The sequence below is a fragment of the Arthrobacter sp. MYb224 genome, assembly GCF_002975455.1.
In the GTDB taxonomy this organism is placed as follows: Bacteria; Actinomycetota; Actinomycetes; order Actinomycetales; family Micrococcaceae; genus Glutamicibacter.
This window is the reverse complement of the sequence record NZ_PCPU01000003.1, coordinates 239927-255269: the sequence shown is the minus strand read 5'-3', so window position 1 is coordinate 255269 and position 15343 is coordinate 239927. Positions and strand designations below refer to the sequence as shown.

Here is a 15343-nt window from a genome sequence, read left to right as displayed (position 1 = left end):
ATAATGCCTGGGGTTCGGGATCGATACAACCGTTGCAAACCAAAAGACCTTCGCACAAAGTGAAAACCCTGTCGGTTTTGTCGTGACTAAAATTTACACGACACGCCCGACCGCGGGGGTCGGAGCCACCTGCGGGTGAGGAACCCGGATCTGATCCGGATTCAGCCGCAGCGTAAGGCGTGCCGGTCCGCAAGGGCCCGTATATAGGCACAGTAATTCTAGATAGTGCTAACAGAAAGAGGCATGACGCCATGGCGGGACAGAAAATCCGCATCCGGCTGAAGTCGTATGACCACGAGGTCATTGACGTTTCGGCCCGGAAGATCGTTGAGACGGTCACGCGCGCAGGCGCAACCGTAGTCGGCCCAGTGCCGCTGCCAACGGAAAAGAACGTGTACTGCGTTATCCGTTCGCCACACAAGTACAAGGACAGCCGTGAGCACTTCGAAATGCGCACGCACAAGCGTCTGATCGACATCGTTGATCCGACCCCGAAGGCTGTTGATTCGCTGATGCGTCTCGACCTGCCAGCGGATGTCAACATCGAAATCAAGCTTTAAGGGGAGGTGGCGAGAAAACTATGACCGCAACCCGTAATGTCAAGGGACTGTTGGGCACGAAGCTCGGCATGACCCAGGTTTGGGATGAAAACAACATTCTGATCCCAGTCACCGTCGTGCAGGCTGACAGCAACGTTGTCACCCAGCTAGTTAACGCTGAGCGTGATGGCTACACCGCAGTCCAGATCGGCTACGGCCAGATCGACCCACGCAAGGTCACCAAGCCACTGGCTGGTCACTTTGAAGCTGCCGGCGTGACCCCACGTCGTCACCTGGTGGAGCTGCGCACTGAAGATGCAGCCGAGTACACCGCTGGACAGGAACTGTCCGTCGAGCTGTTCAACGCAGGCCAGAAGGTCGACGTTGTAGGCACCTCGAAGGGTAAGGGCTTTGCCGGCGTTATGAAGCGTCACAACTTCAAGGGTGCTCCGGCTTCCCACGGTGCGCACAAGAACCACCGCAAGCCAGGTTCCATCGGCGGCGCATCGACCCCAGGTCGCGTTTTCCGTGGACAGAAGATGGCCGGTCGCATGGGTGCTGAGCGCGTAACCACTCAGAACCTGACCATTCACGCCATCGACGCTGAGAAGAACCTTCTGCTGATCAAGGGTGCCGTTCCAGGCGCTCGCGGTCGCGTCGTTCTCGTACGCACCGCCGTGAAGGGAGCATAAGTAAATGACTAAGGCACTTAACGTCGACCTGCCAGCAGGTATCTTCGACGTACAGACCAACGTCCCGCTGTTGCACCAGGTTGTCGTTGCACAGCTTGCTGCTGCCCGCCAGGGTACCCACAAGACCAAGGACCGCTCGGAAGTTTCCGGCGCCGGTCGCAAGCCGTTCAAGCAGAAGGGTACCGGCCGCGCCCGTCAGGGTTCGATCCGTGCTCCACACATGACCGGCGGTGGCATTGTCCACGGTCCAACCCCACGTGATTACTCGCAGCGTACCCCGAAGAAGATGAAGGCTGCTGCACTGCGCGGCGCCCTGTCTGATCGCGCACGCTTCGATCGTGTCCACGTGATCGAGAACCTGGTTGCCGGTGAAACCCCGTCGACCAAGGAAGCTCTGGCAACCTTGCGTTCGCTGACCGAGCGCAAGAACCTGCTCGTCGTAATTGATCGCGCGAACGATGTTGCAGCACTTTCGGTGCGCAACCTTGATTCCGTGCACGTCCTATACGTCGACCAGTTGAACACCTACGATGTTCTGGTTTCGGATGACGTAGTCTTCACCAAGGCTGCCTTCGAAGCACTGGTCCAGAAGGAGGAAGCCAAGTGAGCGTCTTCTCAAAGGCTCCGCACGATGTGGTCATCGCACCAGTCGTTTCGGAAAAGAGCTACGGCCTGATCGATGAAGGTCAGTACACCTTCTTGGTCGACCCACGTTCGAACAAGTCGGAAATCAAGAATGCCGTTGAAGCTATCTTCAACGTCAAGGTTGAGTCCGTAAACACCATGAATCGATCCGGTAAGCGCAAGCGCACCAAGTTCGGGTGGGGTGCACGCAAGGATACCAAGCGCGCAATCATCACCTTGAAAGAAGGATCGATTGACATCTTCGGCGGTCCGCTTTCCTAAGCGGAGACCACTTTAACGAGGAATAAGAAAAATGGGAATTCGTAAGTACAAGCCAACTACCCCGGGCCTTCGCGGCTCGTCGGTAGCTGACTTCGCAGAAATCACCCGATCGACTCCGGAAAAGTCGCTGGTTCGCCCGCTCACCAAGAGCGGCGGCCGCAACAACTCCGGTAAGATCACCACCCGACACAAGGGTGGCGGACACAAGCGTGCCTACCGCGTGATCGACTTCCGTCGTCACGACAAGGACGGCGTTCCGGCAACCGTTGCTCACATCGAGTACGACCCGAACCGCACCGCACGTATCGCTTTGCTCCACTACATTGATGGAACCAAGCGCTACATCGTTGCTCCGAACAAGCTCCAGCAGGGCGACCAGGTTGAGGCCGGTCCAAACGCGGATATCAAGCCAGGTAACAACCTGCCGCTTCGCAATATCCCGGTTGGTTCCGTAATCCACGCGGTCGAGTTGCGTCCGGGCGGCGGTGCCAAGATGGCACGTTCCGCTGGCGCTTCGATCCAGCTGGTGGCTCGTGAGGGCCGCTTCGCTCAGCTGCGTTTGCCTTCGGGTGAAATCCGCAACGTTGATGTGCGCTGCCGCGCAACCATCGGCGAAGTTGGCAATGCCGAGCAGATCAACATCAACTGGGGCAAGGCCGGCCGCATGCGCTGGAAGGGCGTTCGCCCAACCGTGCGTGGTGTCGCCATGAACCCGATCGATCACCCACACGGTGGTGGTGAAGGTAAGACCTCCGGTGGTCGTCACCCGGTCAACCCTAATGGTAAGCGTGAAGGACGCACTCGTCGTCCGAACAAGGACAGCGACAAGCTTATCGTGCGTCGCCGTCGTACCGGCAAGAACAAGCGATAGGAGCCTGGAAACATGCCACGCAGCCTGAAGAAAGGCCCCTTCGTCGATCAGCACCTCTTCCTTAAGGTCGAAGCTGAAAACGAAAAGGGCACCAAGAACGTCATCAAGACGTGGTCCCGCCGTTCGATGATTATCCCGGACATGCTGGGACACACCATCGCCGTGCACGACGGTCGTAAGCACATTCCAGTGTTTGTCACCGAATCAATGGTTGGCCACAAGCTCGGAGAGTTTGCAGCCACCCGCACGTTCCGTGGCCACGTAAAGGACGACAAGAAGGGCAAGCGTCGCTAGGTCCCGTTAGGGATCTAGAGATGCTTCCCCCTCTTCGAGAGACGAGAGAAGGAAAGCAATGGAAGCCAAGGCAATTGCGCGCCATATTCGCGTGACGCCTATGAAGGCCCGGCGCGTCGTCAACCTTGTTCGTGGTCTACAGACCAACGAAGCGCTGGCTATCCTGAAGTTTGCCCCACAGGCAGCTTCGGAGCCAGTGTACAAGGTTGTTGCATCGGCAGTGGCTAACGCCCGTGCCGCTGCAGACCGTGCAGGTGAAGCATTCAATGAGGACGAGCTGATCATCAGCGAAGCGTTTGTTGACGAAGGTCCGACCATGAAGCGGTTCCAGCCGCGAGCTCAGGGTCGCGCATTCCAGATCAAGAAGCGCACCAGCCACGTCACCGTGGTTGTTTCAACCCCGGAGAAGGGTGGGGAGAACTAAATGGGACAGAAGGTAAACCCGAACGGTTTCCGTCTCGGCATCACCACTGACCACGTTTCGCACTGGTTCGCCGATAGCAGCAAGCCAGGACAGCGCTACGCAGATTACGTAAAAGAAGACGTAAAGATCCGCGCATTGCTGTCCACCGGAATGGATCGTGCAGGCATCGCCCGCGTCGAGATCGAGCGCACTCGTGACCGTGTTCGTGTGGATATCCACACCGCACGTCCGGGCATCGTGATCGGCCGCCGCGGCGCCGAAGCAGATCGCATCCGTGGCGCACTGGAGAAGATGACGGCTAAGCAGGTTCAGCTGAACATCCTCGAGGTCAAGAACCCTGACATGGAGGCCCAGTTGGTCGCCCAGGGCATCGCCGAGCAGCTTGCTTCGCGTGTGGCTTTCCGCCGCGCGATGAAGAAGGCCATGCAGTCGGCAATGCGCGCTGGTGCCAAGGGCATCCGCGTTCAGTGCTCCGGTCGTCTTGGCGGTGCAGAAATGTCCCGCAAGGAGTTCTACCGCGAAGGTCGTGTGCCGCTGCACACCCTGCGTGCGAACATCGACTTCGGCAAGTTCGAAGCCAAGACCACCTTCGGCCGTATCGGCGTGAAGGTCTGGATCTACAAGGGCGACGTAACCGCCAAGGAACTTGCTGCACAGCAGGCCGCAGCAGCTCCGGCTCGCGGTGGTCGCGGCGGTGGCAACGATCGTCCACGTGGTGGAGAGCGTCGTCGTCGTCCAGAGCGTAAGGGCGCTGCAGCTCCGGCTGCGGAAGGAGGACAGGCTTAAATGCTTATCCCACGTCGAGTGAAGTTCCGTAAGCAGCACCACCCGAAGCGCTCCGGCGCTGCCAAGGGCGGAACCACTGTTGCTTTCGGTGAATACGGCATTCAGGCTCTTACTCCTGCTTACGTGACGAACCGTCAGATCGAGGCAGCTCGTATCGCGATGACCCGTCACATCAAGCGTGGCGGTAAGGTCTGGATCAACATTTACCCAGACCGTCCACTGACCAAGAAGCCAGCCGAAACCCGCATGGGTTCCGGTAAGGGTTCCCCGGAGTGGTGGGTTGCAAACGTAAAGCCAGGACGCATCTTGTTCGAACTTGATGGCGTTTCAGAAGAGGTAGCTAAGGAAGCATTGCGTCTCGCAATCCACAAGCTGCCATTGAAGGCACGCATCGTGCGTCGTGAGGGTGGTGAATAGGGATGACTATTGGTTCTAAGGATCTAAGCGTCGACTCCCTGGACGGCTTCGATAATACTCGTTTGAACGAGGAATTGAAGAAGGCCAAGGCAGAACTGTTCAACCTGCGTTTCCAGTCGGCTACCGGCCAGCTTGAGACTCACGGCAACCTGAAGGCTATCAAGCGCGACATCGCACGCATCTACACCGTAATGCGTGAGCGCGAGCTGGGTCTTCGTAAGGAAGTTGTTGTCCCGGTTGAAGAGACCAAGAAGGGCAAGGAAACCAAGTAATGAGCGAGAAGGATAACGTCGTGGACGCAGCTGTAGAGCGCAACGACCGCAAGACCCTCCGTGGTTACGTGGTTTCCGACAAGATGCAGAAGACCATCGTCGTTGACGTTGAGGACCGTGTTAAGCACGCCCTTTACGGCAAGGTCATGCGTCGCAACAAGAACGTGAAGGCTCACGACGAGAACAACGAAGCCGGCATTGGCGACTTGGTTGTAATCGCAGAGACTCGCCCCTTGTCAGCAGACAAGAACTGGCGTCTCGTTGAGATCGTTGAGAAGGCTAAGTAAGCTTTCTCGGTGATTTCACGGATTACGTGAATAACTGAAAACGCCCCGGAGCACTGCGCAAGCGGCCCGGGGCGTTTTTTGTGCCCCCGGGTTGCGACTGCAGCAGAGTGCGTTATAACGGACTGCAGCTTGGTGCGAAGATTCCGCATTCACGTACTGGGGCCCATATCGATGTTCGCGGCAGACCGGCTGGTAGGGGACTACGGTGCGCATCAGTGCGTAATGACATCAATGAGGAGTTGATACATGCTCCCCGCCGCGGTAGACATGGAACATGTCAGATCGATCACCAAACTTTTCTTCGCAGATATTGGCAACTCGTGGCGTCAACGGACACCGCCAGTACCGCATCCCGGCTCTGGCCGTCACGACCGCTGGAACCGTACTCGCAGCCTACGATGGCCGCCCAAATCTTGACGATCTGCCCAACACTATCGATCTGTTGCTTCGGCGAAGCACGGACCATGGCCTTTCGTGGGGCGCACAGCTGAATATCCGTACCGGCACCGGTCTGCAAGGCTTCGGCGACCCCAGCCTGGTAGTAGATCAGCAGACCTCACGTATATTCTGTTTCCACGCCGCGGGCACTCATGCTGGCTTCTTTGAGTCCGTTGAAGGCATCGAGCCCGAGGATACGGTGCAACATGTGGATCTCGCCTATTCGGATGATGACGGATTGAGCTGGCGATACCGTAGGATCACAGAACAGCTCAAACGCCCGGGGATCACTGGGATTTTTGCTGCCGCCGGTGCCGGCATTCAACTGACCCGAGGTCGCTTTGCCGGCCGATTGGTGCAGCAGATGGTGCTGCTTGAAAACGGCGTCATCAAAGCCGCCTCGGCCTATTCCGATGATCACGGTGAGACTTGGACGCTTGGCGAGTCTACGGCGGAGGAGGCCAATGAGAATAAGGTAGCCGAGCTTTCGGATGGTCGAGTCTTGCTGAACTCACGCGCACCAGGTCACCGGGTCCAAGCCGTATCCAGCGATGGTGGGCACAGCTACGGGCCGCTAATTCCGGTCCCTTCACTGCCGGATCCTGGTGATAACGGCAGCATATTTTCTATCGAGAATGACAAGCCGAGACCTATCTTGTTGGCCACGAATAACCGCGATAGCTCACTTCGCCGCAACACCGTTCTGAGCGTGTCATTTGATGCAGGTACTCAATGGCAACCGGTCGCCTCAATATGTCCGGGAAGTTCTGCGTACTCCACGGGAACGCGTCTGGCAGATGGGTCACTCGGAGTTCTATTGGAGGACAATGGGTACACAAATATTGTTTTTGCGCGACTGGAATCGGCCGCGCTCAGCGAAAGCGCACTTCGTCGGGCCGCCGACACGTATACGGATCTAGAAACGGGCCCATTCAACATGGTGCTGCGTTCTATAACTCCCGGGCAACCAGAAAAGTGGGTCAATGTCGGTGAATTCCATGTCATATCCGCCAATGCCGGTGAATGGGGGCATCATGCATGGAAAGAAGTTGGGCAGGGATACGCTGGCGGTGACCAGATCCTAGGTACGCGGGAGGCACAGGAAGCCAACTACGGGGCGCCAAAGCAGGGTCTCCGGGCCGGCGATATCCTCGCTTTTACGGGACGTTTTTCCAATGAAGGAAAGACTTCGCTCAAAGTTGCGCTGAATGGAAACTTTGATGGGGATCTCAACCAGCAGTTCCCTGAAGCAGTGGTGCCTCCGGGGAAGGCCATCAACTTTTTCACACCGACCTATACCCTCACATCCGCTGACATCGAGCGCGGATCGGCTGAGGTGCGTTGTTCACTCGATGCTGGTGAAGATTCGTGGCACAACAACTTTGTCGCTGATACCGCTACCGGCATTATCCATCCGTCTCCCGCGTAAACGGTTTCACCGAACTTCGTAAGAACTGTTCAGCAGGCGTTCCCAGTCAGCTGCCATCCCAATCTCGGCGGCAACACCCCCGGACTATTGGATAAGCAGGGGGCAAGGCACCATGCCGAGATTGGTCGGACGACGGTTCCTATGTTCCTCGGTGTTAATGAGTTGTCAACAACATAACGGGAGAACGGTAAAACCAGAGCTCTTGAAGTAGCGGCGCAGCGCTGTCAGCATAGGGCATGGCTTCTATCAAATTCATCCGGCCCGCGGGCCTTGTCCACTCGACTGCCTTCAGCCACGTGGCGGTGGTGCCGCCAGGGGCAAGAATGGTTTACGTGGGCGGGCAAAACTCGGTTGACGAGCGCGGGACGCTCATCGGTGCCGATGATGTGGCGGTGCAGGCCGCTCGGGCGTTGCACAACGCACGCATCGCTCTGAACGCCGCCGGCGCGGATCTGGCCGATGTGATCTCCTGGAACGTCCAACTTGCCGAGGGCGTTGATGTATCCCGCGCCTACGGGGCTATCGCCGGCGAACTGAGCTCCGCGAATCCGCCGCTGGTGACCGCGAGCCTCGTCGCAGGCTTGGGCGTGCAGGGCGCACTCGTCGAAATCAGTGCGGTGGCCGCGCTGTTTGACTAGGCTCGCGAAAGACCGTGTCTGCTGCTTTCGAATTTGCGCGGTAGGCGCTCGGGGTGAAACCGAGTACCTGGCGAAAATCGGTGGTCAGATGCGCATGGTCTGCGTACTCCAACTCGGCGGCAATCTGGGCGATCGTTGTTTCAGGGCTTTCACGCAGCCGCTGTGCGGCTTCTTGCAGACGGTATCGGCGGATGATGGTCAACGGTGCGAGCCCCACGTAATCATTTGCCAGGCGCTGGACGCTGCGCACCGATATCCCCATGGCCTGTGCCAGCTGGGGGACATTGATCATTTCCCTCTGCCCGGCGGCCAGCTCAAGCATGCGATTCGCCAGAAGCCCTTGGACCGAAGCACGCGGGATCTTCGCTTCGAGCCAGGCCGCGAAGAGCCTGATCGCCGATTCGATGGTTTCCCTGTTCACCGGGCCGGCCAGCAATGCGCAGATCGGTTCGTGCGGTGTCGGTCCCGGGATGCGCATCTCGGCTCCGAGCAAGCTGCGCGGATCAAGGCCGAAGGCCGGGGTGGACGCGGGCAGGAGCATGGCCGCGAGGACCCAGCCGGTTCCGCTCAAATCACGATGCGAGGCACCGGAAGCAACGCCGGAGAGCGTCACGCCCTGGCGTTGAATATCCACATTCATGCAGGGGAACGGAAGCAATTCTTGGCGCGAGGAACGGCCTGGGGCAATATCCCAGCGAGCCAGCCAGAACCAGCCCACGCGGTCACGCAACTCTTCGGGAGCTGGCACTCGCATGAAGTCTGGCAACTTCGCGGGGTAGAGCACGCCACGACGTTCGGCCGAGCTGTCCATGACTGTTCACCTCCACGATTGGCGCGAATCTACAAGACTCAGCGTGCCACAAGCTCCTAGGGTGAAGGTATGGAATATCGAGAAGAAAACAAAATGGGTGTGACCGGGCAGCACACCGTCGCAGGGATCCCTCGCGGATCCACATCGTTGACTCCGTTTTTGGCGATCCGGAATGCGGCTGGGGCCGTGGAGTTCTACCGTGAGGTCTTTGACGCCAGAGTCGTGGACTCCACCGAGATCGGGGGAGTGCTGGTCCACGCAGACCTGGACTTTGGCAACGGTAAACTGCAGTTGGGAGAGCCGAGCCCCGACTACGGACTCGTTGCACCACCCGCGCAACCCGAAGCCTGCTACTCCATGGGCCTGTACTGCCCGAACGTCGATGAGCTAGTGGCAAAGGCCGAGGCGGCGGGAGCCGCAATCCGCGAGCCGGTGGCAACCTTCGTGTCCGGTGATCGTTTTGCCTCGATCATCGATCCCTTTGGAGTACGCTGGTCGCTGATGTCCAGGGTGGAGGATCTCTCCGAAGCGCAGAGCAAGGAGCGCGTAGCCCGGTGGGCGGCGGAGCAGCAGGCCTGAGCTGCGCTTGGTCCGCGTGCTTGTGCATCGACTTCACCCTTGTGCGGATAGTTCGGAGAATCCTCGTTCAAATGCGGAGTGCAGCATCCAGCGGGGCCAAGGCAATTCGGCCGCGGCTAGTGCTTCATCGATGCTGCGCCCGGCGTTCCAGGCGCTTCGAACCGCATCGGCCACAGCATGGAGTTCTGTGGCCTGCGTGGCGGCAAATTGGCGATCCACGGCCCGCCCGTGCCCTGGAACAATCACATCCGCTGGCTCGATTCCAGCCAGCAGCGTGCGCAAGGATTCGGGCCAGTGAAGCGGCCAGCTTCCCGAACCAAACATGGGAGGACCGGATTCTTCGATCACGTCCCCAAGCATCCATACTCGGGCGTCGGGAACGAAGACCGCAAGATCTGTGTCCGTGTGTCCACGCGAAATGGGCAAGCAGGCAATCTCGCGTCCACCAGCGGTCAGCGTGGTCGCTTGTTCCACAAGCACGGACGGGTGCACCAAGGCGACCTGGTCCCATGCCTTGTCTGGTTCTCGGCCGGGATCCTTGCGCCACGCCGCCAAACGTGGTGCTTCAAAGGAATCGAAGTGGGCAGGGATCCGCTGGTGGCCGATAATGGGTACGCCCAGTTCAGCGAATACGGAATTTCCAAAGCAATGATCGTAGTGCGCATGGGTATTGATCGCGCCCACGATTGGTTTGCCGAAGCGTTGCCTCAGCTCATCCACTATGGCTCTGGCTTCGCTGGGCGAACCGCCGGTGTCAACGACGGTCGTACCGCTAGGCCCGAGGATCGCGGCAATGTTGACTCTATCTGCGCCATAGGATTTCACGAATACATCATTTGCGACCTCAACCCAAGACATGACCACAACGGTACAGCCGTCGGCGGTCGAAATGGCGGATCCGGCGATGGCAATAGGCCTTGGACATCGGCAGCAACTCAAATTACTGCAGTTCGACTCGTTCGGTCTTCTTCCCGCGCCGGGCAGAATTTCCAGAATCATCTCGGCTGTGTCCGGGAGCGCAGAATGCTCCACGAGCAGCGCGCCTAGGCAACCGTCGCAGGGGAGCGCTGCATCCGTGCAGTGCGGGTTATGGCCGTCAACTAATCGCCGCAACACTCACCGTTCGTCCTACCCGGAGAAGTTTGGCCCCCACCGGCGGCTCCAACGGCCAGATCCGCCACGAGAATCCCTGCGAGTTCTGCAACGCTACCGGCTGGGCCATGGAATAAATACCGCGAGCCGTGGGGCTGATTCTGGCTAAACATCTCGACAGGATAAGCTCCCGGTATGCCCACAATTGATCTGCAAAAACGGAAGAAGACCTTGTGGATCCCAGTCGTGCTGCTGTCACTGGTGATTGCGGGGCTCGCGCATGTACCGTGGCTCGCCGGGGGAGTGCTGCCCAAGGTGCAGGCGGCCTCGCTGTGGCTTCTGCTCATCCCACTTGCCGCGCTGGTCTATGCCTGCTGGCGGCGCAAATTATTTCCCGGCGCGGTGCTGTTGTTGGTGCTCATTTTCGGATTGCAGCCTTACCTGCAGTTCAATCCGCCGTCTGGCACGGATCACCGACCGGCGCTGAAGGTATTTTCGTTTAATACCTATAAGGCCCAGGCAGATCCAGCCGAGCTGGCGCGCGAGATCAGCAGCGAAGATCCAGATGTGCTTGTTTTGGTGGAGACCAGTGAGCCGTTGCATGAATCGCTCGCGGCCCGCGGGGCCATGACCGAATATCTCTACCGGACAGCTCCGGCGCCGGAAGATGGAAACCGGGACACAGTCATCTTTTCAAAACTCCCGTTGACCCAGACCGAGACGGAGCTGAGTACCGAAGAGACCGGGTGGTTCAGCATGCCCACGGTGCTGATCGAGGTTCAGGGACAGCAGGTGCCCTTGGCCGCAGTGCATGTGTATCCGCCATTGGGCAATGCGGAAACCTGGGAGCAGGGGCTTGGCAGCGTGGAGAAGTGGATCGAAACGCATGGTGAAAACCCGGTGATTTTGGCGGGCGACTTCAATGCCACGCGCGGCCATCCGCAATACCGCCGCGCGGTGCAGGGGCTAGATGAAGCTTCGGGGTTTGTTCCTGCGGCGACTTGGCCGGCCACGCGACTGCCGAGTCCAGTCATAGAGATTGATCACATCATTTCTCGTGGGTTTGCGGTCGCGGAGACGAAATCCATTCGGTTGCCCGGCTCGGATCATTTGGCGCTCAGCGCAACTTTGCATCTGCAGCCGCCAGCAAGCCCGTAAAGCCGGGAGCAATCCGGGCCGCGGGTGTGACCAAGAACGCTAGCTTTCCTATTACCACACCATTTCTAAATGGCGTGAATCTAGGCTAGACTTAAGGTTCTGTGCGCATTTCATTCGAGGACTATCCACCTTCGGTGCGATGCAGTGCGGCCTGACACCGTCGGGTTGCGCAGTACAGCCTCGATATTTTACGCCTCGGCCCTGCCAGCAATTGGGATCAGCATTCGGTGCGCCCGCGCCGGTGGGGGTAAGCGATCGTATCGTGGAGACCATATCCGTTCCGCAAGGCTCCCAGAGAGAACCAGCGAGACGACAGGAGTAAGAAGTGATTCAGAAAGAGTCGCGACTAAAAGTTGCCGATAACACTGGTGCTAAGGAAATCCTTACCATCAACGTGCTCGGTGGCTCGAAGCGTCGCTACGCAAGCATTGGCGACACTATTGTCGCTACCGTCAAGGATGCAATTCCAGGCGGCAACGTGAAGAAGGGCGACGTCGTCAAGGCTGTCGTTGTTCGCACCAAGAAGGAAATCCGTCGTGCAGACGGTTCCTACATCAAGTTCGACGAGAACGCTGCTGTGATCTTGAAGAACGAAGGTGAGCCCCGCGGAACCCGTATTTTCGGTCCAGTGGGTCGCGAACTTCGTGACAAGAAGTTCATGAAGATCGTTTCGTTGGCTCCGGAGGTGCTGTAAGCATGGGTGCAAAGATCAAAAAGGGTGATCTGGTTCAGATCATCTCAGGCAAAGAGCGTGGCAAGCAGGGCAAGGTCCTGACTGTCATCACCGCCACTTCGCGCGTTCTGGTTGAGGGCGTTAACCGCGTCACCAAGCACACCAAGGCTGGACAGTCCGAAAACGGAACCACGTCCGGTGGCATCGAGGTTGTCGAGGCTCCAGTGCACGTTTCCAACGTTGCAGTGGTTGACCCAGAGACCAAGAAGCCAACCCGCGTTGGTTTCCGCGAGGAAACCGTCGAGAAGAACGGTGTGTCCAAGACTGTGCGCGTCCGTTACGCCAAGGCTTCCGGAAAGGATCTGTAATGACTGAGACAGCCACCAAGATCCAGCCACGTCTGAAGGCAAAGTACGCCGCAGACATCCGCCCTGCATTGCAGGAGCAGTTCAGCTACGTCAACCCGATGCAGGTACCAACCCTGACCAAGGTCGTCGTGAACATGGGTGTCGGCGAGGCCGCTAAGGACTCGAAGCTCATCGAAGGCGCCGTGCGCGATCTGACCGCAATTACCGGTCAGAAGCCAGTGGTCACCAAGGCTCGCAAGTCGATCGCACAGTTCAAGCTGCGCGAAGGCATGCCGATTGGTACCCACACCACCTTGCGTAACGATCGCATGTGGGAATTCGTCGATCGCTTGATCACCTTGGCACTGCCTCGTATCCGCGACTTCCGCGGTCTGAGCGACCGCCAGTTTGATGGCAATGGCAACTACACTTTCGGTCTGACCGAACAGTCGATGTTCCACGAAATCAACCAGGACAAGATCGATCGCGTGCGCGGTATGGACATCACTGTGGTGACCACCGCCAAGACTGACGATGAAGGCCGTGCCTTGCTCAAGGCTCTGGGCTTCCCGTTCAAGACCAACAACTAAACTCGCTACGTTACAGGTCCCTAGCGGAAACCGTAACGAGGAAGGGCTGAAGCCCACATGTCTATGACAGATCCAGTCGCAGATATGCTGACTCGACTGCGCAACGCCAACTCGGCACACCACGACTCCGTGTCGATGCCGTCGAGCAAGCTCAAAGTGCGCATTGCCAACATCTTGAAGGATCAGGGCTACATTGCCTCCTTCGAGGAAGAAGCAGCAGAAGTCGGCAAGACGCTGACCATCACCCTGAAGTACGGCCCATCGCGTGAGCGTTCAATCGCTGGCGTACGCCGTATCTCCAAGCCAGGCTTGCGTGTATACGCAAAGTCCACCAACCTGCCTCACGTGCTCGGTGGTCTTGGTATCGCAATCCTGTCCACCTCCTCCGGTCTGCTTACTGACCGTCAGGCTGCAAAGAAGGGCGTAGGTGGGGAAGTCCTCGCCTACGTCTGGTAACGGGAAGGGAGAAACATACAATGTCACGTATTGGACGTCTTCCGATCACCGTCCCGGCAAACGTTGAGCTGAATGTGGATGGCCAGCAGGTCACCGCAAAGGGCCCGAAGGGTGAGCTTTCGGTCACCATCTCGGCTCCTATCACCGTTGCCAAGGATGAGAACACCGTTACCGTATCCCGCCCGAACGATTCGCGCGATGCGCGTTCGTTGCACGGCTTGAGCCGCACCCTGATCAATAACCTGATCATCGGTGTGACCGACGGATACGAAAAGAAGCTGGAAATCCACGGTACCGGTTACCGTGTTGTCGCTAAGGGCGCCGGCCTGGAGTTCGCTCTCGGCTACTCGCACCCAGTTAGCGTCACGGCTCCTGACGGCATCACCTTTACCGTCGAGGGCAACAACAAAATCACCATCGCTGGTATTGACAAGCAGCACGTCGGTGAAGTTGCCGCTAACATCCGCAAGCTGCGCAAGACCGAGCCTTACAAGGGCAAGGGCATTCGCTACGCTGGCGAGATCATCCGCCGCAAGGTCGGAAAGGCTGGTAAATAATTATGGCTATCGGAATCAAGGGCAAGAGCAGGTCCGCTTCACGCGGTCGTCGCCACCTGCGTGTGCGCAAGCGCATCGTTGGTACCTCGGTACGCCCACGCTTGGTCATCAACCGTTCGGCTCGTCACATGTTCGTACAGATCGTGGACGACTCACAGGGTCTGACCCTGGCCAGCGCTTCGACCATGGAAGCAGATCTTCGCGCAAGCGATGCCGACAAGACCGCAAAGTCCAAGCGCGTTGGTGAGCTCGTCGCAGAGCGCGCCAAGGCTGCAGGCATCGAAGCAGTTGTCTTCGACCGCGGCGGTAACCGCTACCACGGTCGCGTGGCAGCCATTGCCGACGGCGCACGTGAAGGTGGGCTGGCACTGTGAGCGAAGCTACTAACAAGAAGGAAACTCAGGTGTCTGAAGCTACTGAAGCAGCCTCGACTACTGCAGCTCCTGCCACGGAGAAGACCGGCGCCGCTCGCGGCGAGGGTCGTGGCCGTGGTGGAGAAGGCCGTGGCCGTGGCGAGGGTCGTGGCCGAGGCCGCGATTCGAAGGACAGCCGCAATGACGACAAGGACAAGTTCCTTGAGCGCGTTGTAGCTATCAACCGCGTATCCAAGGTCGTCAAGGGTGGTCGTCGCTTTAGCTTCACCGCACTTGTCGTCGTGGGCGACGGCAACGGAATGGTTGGCGTTGGCTACGGTAAGGCCAAGGAAGTTCCAGCAGCTATCGCCAAGGGCGTTGAAGAAGCCAAGAAGTCCTTCTTCCGCGTTCCACGCGTTGGCGGCACCATCCCGCACCTGGTCAAGGGCGAGGCCGCCGCTGGCGTCGTCTTGCTCCGTCCAGCTGCTCCGGGTACCGGCGTTATCGCCGGCGGTCCGGTGCGTGCGGTATTGGAATGCGCTGGTATCCAGGACATCCTTTCGAAGTCGATGGGTTCAAGCAACCAGATCAACATCGTGAAGGGCACCATTGCAGCGCTGAAGGGTCTCGAAGAGCCTGCAGCAGTTGCAGCTCGCCGCGGTCTTCCGCTGGACGAGGTTGCACCAGCAGCAATGTTGCGTCACATCCAGACCCAGAAGGCAGGTGCTTAATCA

24 protein-coding genes are annotated in these 15343 nt (G+C 58.6%); 22 read left to right on the top strand and 2 right to left on the bottom strand.

Annotation, left to right across the window (positions count from 1 at the left end; translation table 11 throughout):
• Positions 1-251 precede the first annotated feature (251 nt).
• The 13 genes from rpsJ to CQ017_RS07160 all read left to right on the top strand — a co-directional run bounded on the left by rpsJ (position 252) and on the right by CQ017_RS07160 (position 7993).
• Positions 252-560 (top strand): 30S ribosomal protein S10, encoded by a 309-nt coding sequence (gene rpsJ, locus CQ017_RS07220; protein ID WP_013349689.1) that lies wholly within the window; start codon positions 252-254, stop codon positions 558-560.
• Between the two features lie 20 nt (positions 561-580).
• Positions 581-1231, top strand: coding sequence for a 50S ribosomal protein L3 (gene rplC, locus CQ017_RS07215; protein WP_105553135.1), 651 nt, complete (start codon positions 581-583; stop codon positions 1229-1231).
• 4 nt (positions 1232-1235) lie between these two features.
• Positions 1236-1838: a 50S ribosomal protein L4 gene (rplD, locus tag CQ017_RS07210; RefSeq protein ID WP_096283689.1), complete on the top strand. Its 603-nt coding sequence runs from the start codon at positions 1236-1238 to the stop codon at positions 1836-1838.
• Positions 1835-2137, top strand: a complete 303-nt coding sequence (rplW, locus tag CQ017_RS07205; RefSeq protein ID WP_096283687.1) for a 50S ribosomal protein L23 — start codon at positions 1835-1837, stop codon at positions 2135-2137. The genes rplD and rplW overlap by 4 nt, the downstream gene beginning before the upstream one ends.
• Before the next feature lie 31 nt (positions 2138-2168).
• Positions 2169-3008, top strand: coding sequence for a 50S ribosomal protein L2 (rplB, locus tag CQ017_RS07200; RefSeq protein ID WP_096283685.1), 840 nt, complete (start codon positions 2169-2171; stop codon positions 3006-3008).
• Between the two features lie 12 nt (positions 3009-3020).
• Entirely contained in the window at positions 3021-3302 is a 282-nt protein-coding gene (rpsS, locus tag CQ017_RS07195; RefSeq protein WP_096283683.1) for a 30S ribosomal protein S19, read from the top strand.
• Positions 3303-3360: 58 nt separating this feature from the next.
• Positions 3361-3726 (top strand): 50S ribosomal protein L22, encoded by a 366-nt coding sequence (rplV, locus tag CQ017_RS07190; RefSeq protein WP_096256898.1) that lies wholly within the window; start codon positions 3361-3363, stop codon positions 3724-3726.
• Complete coding sequence (gene rpsC / locus CQ017_RS07185; RefSeq protein WP_096283680.1) at positions 3727-4512, top strand: 30S ribosomal protein S3; 786 nt, start codon at positions 3727-3729, stop codon at positions 4510-4512. It begins immediately after the preceding gene.
• A complete protein-coding gene (rplP, locus tag CQ017_RS07180) occupies positions 4513-4929 on the top strand; it encodes a 50S ribosomal protein L16 (protein ID WP_096283678.1) in 417 nt (138 codons plus the stop codon).
• 2 nt (positions 4930-4931) lie between these two features.
• Positions 4932-5201: a 50S ribosomal protein L29 gene (rpmC, locus tag CQ017_RS07175; protein WP_096283676.1), complete on the top strand. Its 270-nt coding sequence runs from the start codon at positions 4932-4934 to the stop codon at positions 5199-5201.
• On the top strand, positions 5201-5488 hold the full coding sequence (rpsQ, locus tag CQ017_RS07170) for a 30S ribosomal protein S17 (RefSeq protein WP_096256894.1): 288 nt from the start codon (positions 5201-5203) through the stop codon (positions 5486-5488). The genes rpmC and rpsQ overlap by 1 nt, the downstream gene beginning before the upstream one ends.
• A 274-nt stretch (positions 5489-5762) precedes the next feature.
• Complete coding sequence (locus CQ017_RS07165; protein ID WP_105553134.1) at positions 5763-7355, top strand: exo-alpha-sialidase; 1593 nt, start codon at positions 5763-5765, stop codon at positions 7353-7355.
• A gap of 236 nt (positions 7356-7591) precedes the next feature.
• Positions 7592-7993, top strand: coding sequence for a RidA family protein (locus CQ017_RS07160; RefSeq protein WP_105553133.1), 402 nt, complete (start codon positions 7592-7594; stop codon positions 7991-7993).
• Here CQ017_RS07160 and CQ017_RS07155 read toward each other — a convergent pair.
• Positions 7965-8804, bottom strand: coding sequence for a helix-turn-helix transcriptional regulator (locus tag CQ017_RS07155; protein ID WP_096283668.1), 840 nt, complete (start codon positions 8802-8804; stop codon positions 7965-7967). The two genes, CQ017_RS07160 and CQ017_RS07155, sit on opposite strands and share 29 nt — an antisense overlap.
• 69 nt (positions 8805-8873) lie before the next feature.
• On the opposite strand from CQ017_RS07155, the gene CQ017_RS07150 reads away from it, so the two are divergent.
• Complete coding sequence (locus tag CQ017_RS07150; RefSeq protein ID WP_096283666.1) at positions 8874-9383, top strand: glyoxalase/bleomycin resistance/extradiol dioxygenase family protein; 510 nt, start codon at positions 8874-8876, stop codon at positions 9381-9383.
• Between the two features lie 33 nt (positions 9384-9416).
• On the opposite strand, the gene CQ017_RS07145 is transcribed toward CQ017_RS07150, so the two are convergent.
• On the bottom strand, positions 9417-10241 hold the full coding sequence (locus CQ017_RS07145) for an MBL fold metallo-hydrolase (protein ID WP_181150513.1): 825 nt from the start codon (positions 10239-10241) through the stop codon (positions 9417-9419).
• 429 nt (positions 10242-10670) lie between these two features.
• Between CQ017_RS07145 and CQ017_RS07140 the strand changes: the two genes are divergently transcribed.
• From CQ017_RS07140 to rpsE, 8 genes are all read left to right on the top strand, one after another.
• Positions 10671-11633 (top strand): endonuclease/exonuclease/phosphatase family protein, encoded by a 963-nt coding sequence (locus CQ017_RS07140; RefSeq protein ID WP_105553131.1) that lies wholly within the window; start codon positions 10671-10673, stop codon positions 11631-11633.
• A gap of 325 nt (positions 11634-11958) precedes the next feature.
• The gene (gene rplN / locus CQ017_RS07135; RefSeq protein WP_096283660.1) at positions 11959-12327 is read left to right on the top strand and encodes a 50S ribosomal protein L14; all 369 of its coding nucleotides are present in this window, start codon (positions 11959-11961) and stop codon (positions 12325-12327) included.
• A 2-nt stretch (positions 12328-12329) separates the two neighbouring features.
• Positions 12330-12674, top strand: a complete 345-nt coding sequence (rplX, locus tag CQ017_RS07130; protein WP_096256888.1) for a 50S ribosomal protein L24 — start codon at positions 12330-12332, stop codon at positions 12672-12674.
• The gene (gene rplE / locus CQ017_RS07125; RefSeq protein WP_096283658.1) at positions 12674-13243 is read left to right on the top strand and encodes a 50S ribosomal protein L5; all 570 of its coding nucleotides are present in this window, start codon (positions 12674-12676) and stop codon (positions 13241-13243) included. Before rplX ends, rplE begins: the two co-directional genes overlap by 1 nt.
• A 57-nt stretch (positions 13244-13300) precedes the next feature.
• Positions 13301-13699 (top strand): 30S ribosomal protein S8, encoded by a 399-nt coding sequence (gene rpsH, locus CQ017_RS07120; protein WP_096283656.1) that lies wholly within the window; start codon positions 13301-13303, stop codon positions 13697-13699.
• A 20-nt stretch (positions 13700-13719) separates the two neighbouring features.
• A complete protein-coding gene (gene rplF / locus CQ017_RS07115) occupies positions 13720-14256 on the top strand; it encodes a 50S ribosomal protein L6 (RefSeq protein WP_096283654.1) in 537 nt (178 codons plus the stop codon).
• A gap of 2 nt (positions 14257-14258) precedes the next feature.
• Positions 14259-14630, top strand: coding sequence for a 50S ribosomal protein L18 (gene rplR / locus CQ017_RS07110; RefSeq protein WP_096283652.1), 372 nt, complete (start codon positions 14259-14261; stop codon positions 14628-14630).
• A gap of 29 nt (positions 14631-14659) precedes the next feature.
• Positions 14660-15340 carry a 30S ribosomal protein S5 gene (gene rpsE / locus CQ017_RS07105; protein WP_176484079.1) on the top strand — a complete coding sequence of 227 codons (681 nt, stop codon included), beginning with the start codon at positions 14660-14662 and terminating at the stop codon, positions 15338-15340.
• Positions 15341-15343 lie beyond the last annotated feature (3 nt).

Excerpts from the sequence above, each read along its gene's own strand:
- rpsJ (WP_013349689.1), top strand. The coding sequence starts at position 252 with ATGGCGGGACAGAAAATCCGCATCCGGCTGAAGTCGTATGACCACGAG.
- rplC (WP_105553135.1), top strand. The coding sequence starts at position 581 with ATGACCGCAACCCGTAATGTCAAGGGACTGTTGGGCACGAAGCTCGGC.
- rplD (WP_096283689.1), top strand. The coding sequence starts at position 1,236 with ATGACTAAGGCACTTAACGTCGACCTGCCAGCAGGTATCTTCGACGTA.
- rplB (WP_096283685.1), top strand. The coding sequence starts at position 2,169 with ATGGGAATTCGTAAGTACAAGCCAACTACCCCGGGCCTTCGCGGCTCG.
- rpsS (WP_096283683.1), top strand. The coding sequence starts at position 3,021 with ATGCCACGCAGCCTGAAGAAAGGCCCCTTCGTCGATCAGCACCTCTTC.
- rplV (WP_096256898.1), top strand. The coding sequence starts at position 3,361 with ATGGAAGCCAAGGCAATTGCGCGCCATATTCGCGTGACGCCTATGAAG.
- rpsC (WP_096283680.1), top strand. The coding sequence starts at position 3,727 with ATGGGACAGAAGGTAAACCCGAACGGTTTCCGTCTCGGCATCACCACT.
- rplP (WP_096283678.1), top strand. The coding sequence starts at position 4,513 with ATGCTTATCCCACGTCGAGTGAAGTTCCGTAAGCAGCACCACCCGAAG.
- rpmC (WP_096283676.1), top strand. The coding sequence starts at position 4,932 with ATGACTATTGGTTCTAAGGATCTAAGCGTCGACTCCCTGGACGGCTTC.
- rpsQ (WP_096256894.1), top strand. The coding sequence starts at position 5,201 with ATGAGCGAGAAGGATAACGTCGTGGACGCAGCTGTAGAGCGCAACGAC.
- CQ017_RS07165 (WP_105553134.1), top strand. The coding sequence starts at position 5,763 with ATGTCAGATCGATCACCAAACTTTTCTTCGCAGATATTGGCAACTCGT.
- CQ017_RS07160 (WP_105553133.1), top strand. The coding sequence starts at position 7,592 with ATGGCTTCTATCAAATTCATCCGGCCCGCGGGCCTTGTCCACTCGACT.
- CQ017_RS07155 (WP_096283668.1), bottom strand. The coding sequence starts at position 8,804 with ATGGACAGCTCGGCCGAACGTCGTGGCGTGCTCTACCCCGCGAAGTTG.
- CQ017_RS07150 (WP_096283666.1), top strand. The coding sequence starts at position 8,874 with ATGGAATATCGAGAAGAAAACAAAATGGGTGTGACCGGGCAGCACACC.
- CQ017_RS07145 (WP_181150513.1), bottom strand. The coding sequence starts at position 10,241 with ATGTCTTGGGTTGAGGTCGCAAATGATGTATTCGTGAAATCCTATGGC.
- CQ017_RS07140 (WP_105553131.1), top strand. The coding sequence starts at position 10,671 with ATGCCCACAATTGATCTGCAAAAACGGAAGAAGACCTTGTGGATCCCA.
- rplX (WP_096256888.1), top strand. The coding sequence starts at position 12,330 with ATGGGTGCAAAGATCAAAAAGGGTGATCTGGTTCAGATCATCTCAGGC.
- rplE (WP_096283658.1), top strand. The coding sequence starts at position 12,674 with ATGACTGAGACAGCCACCAAGATCCAGCCACGTCTGAAGGCAAAGTAC.
- rpsH (WP_096283656.1), top strand. The coding sequence starts at position 13,301 with ATGTCTATGACAGATCCAGTCGCAGATATGCTGACTCGACTGCGCAAC.
- rplF (WP_096283654.1), top strand. The coding sequence starts at position 13,720 with ATGTCACGTATTGGACGTCTTCCGATCACCGTCCCGGCAAACGTTGAG.
- rplR (WP_096283652.1), top strand. The coding sequence starts at position 14,259 with ATGGCTATCGGAATCAAGGGCAAGAGCAGGTCCGCTTCACGCGGTCGT.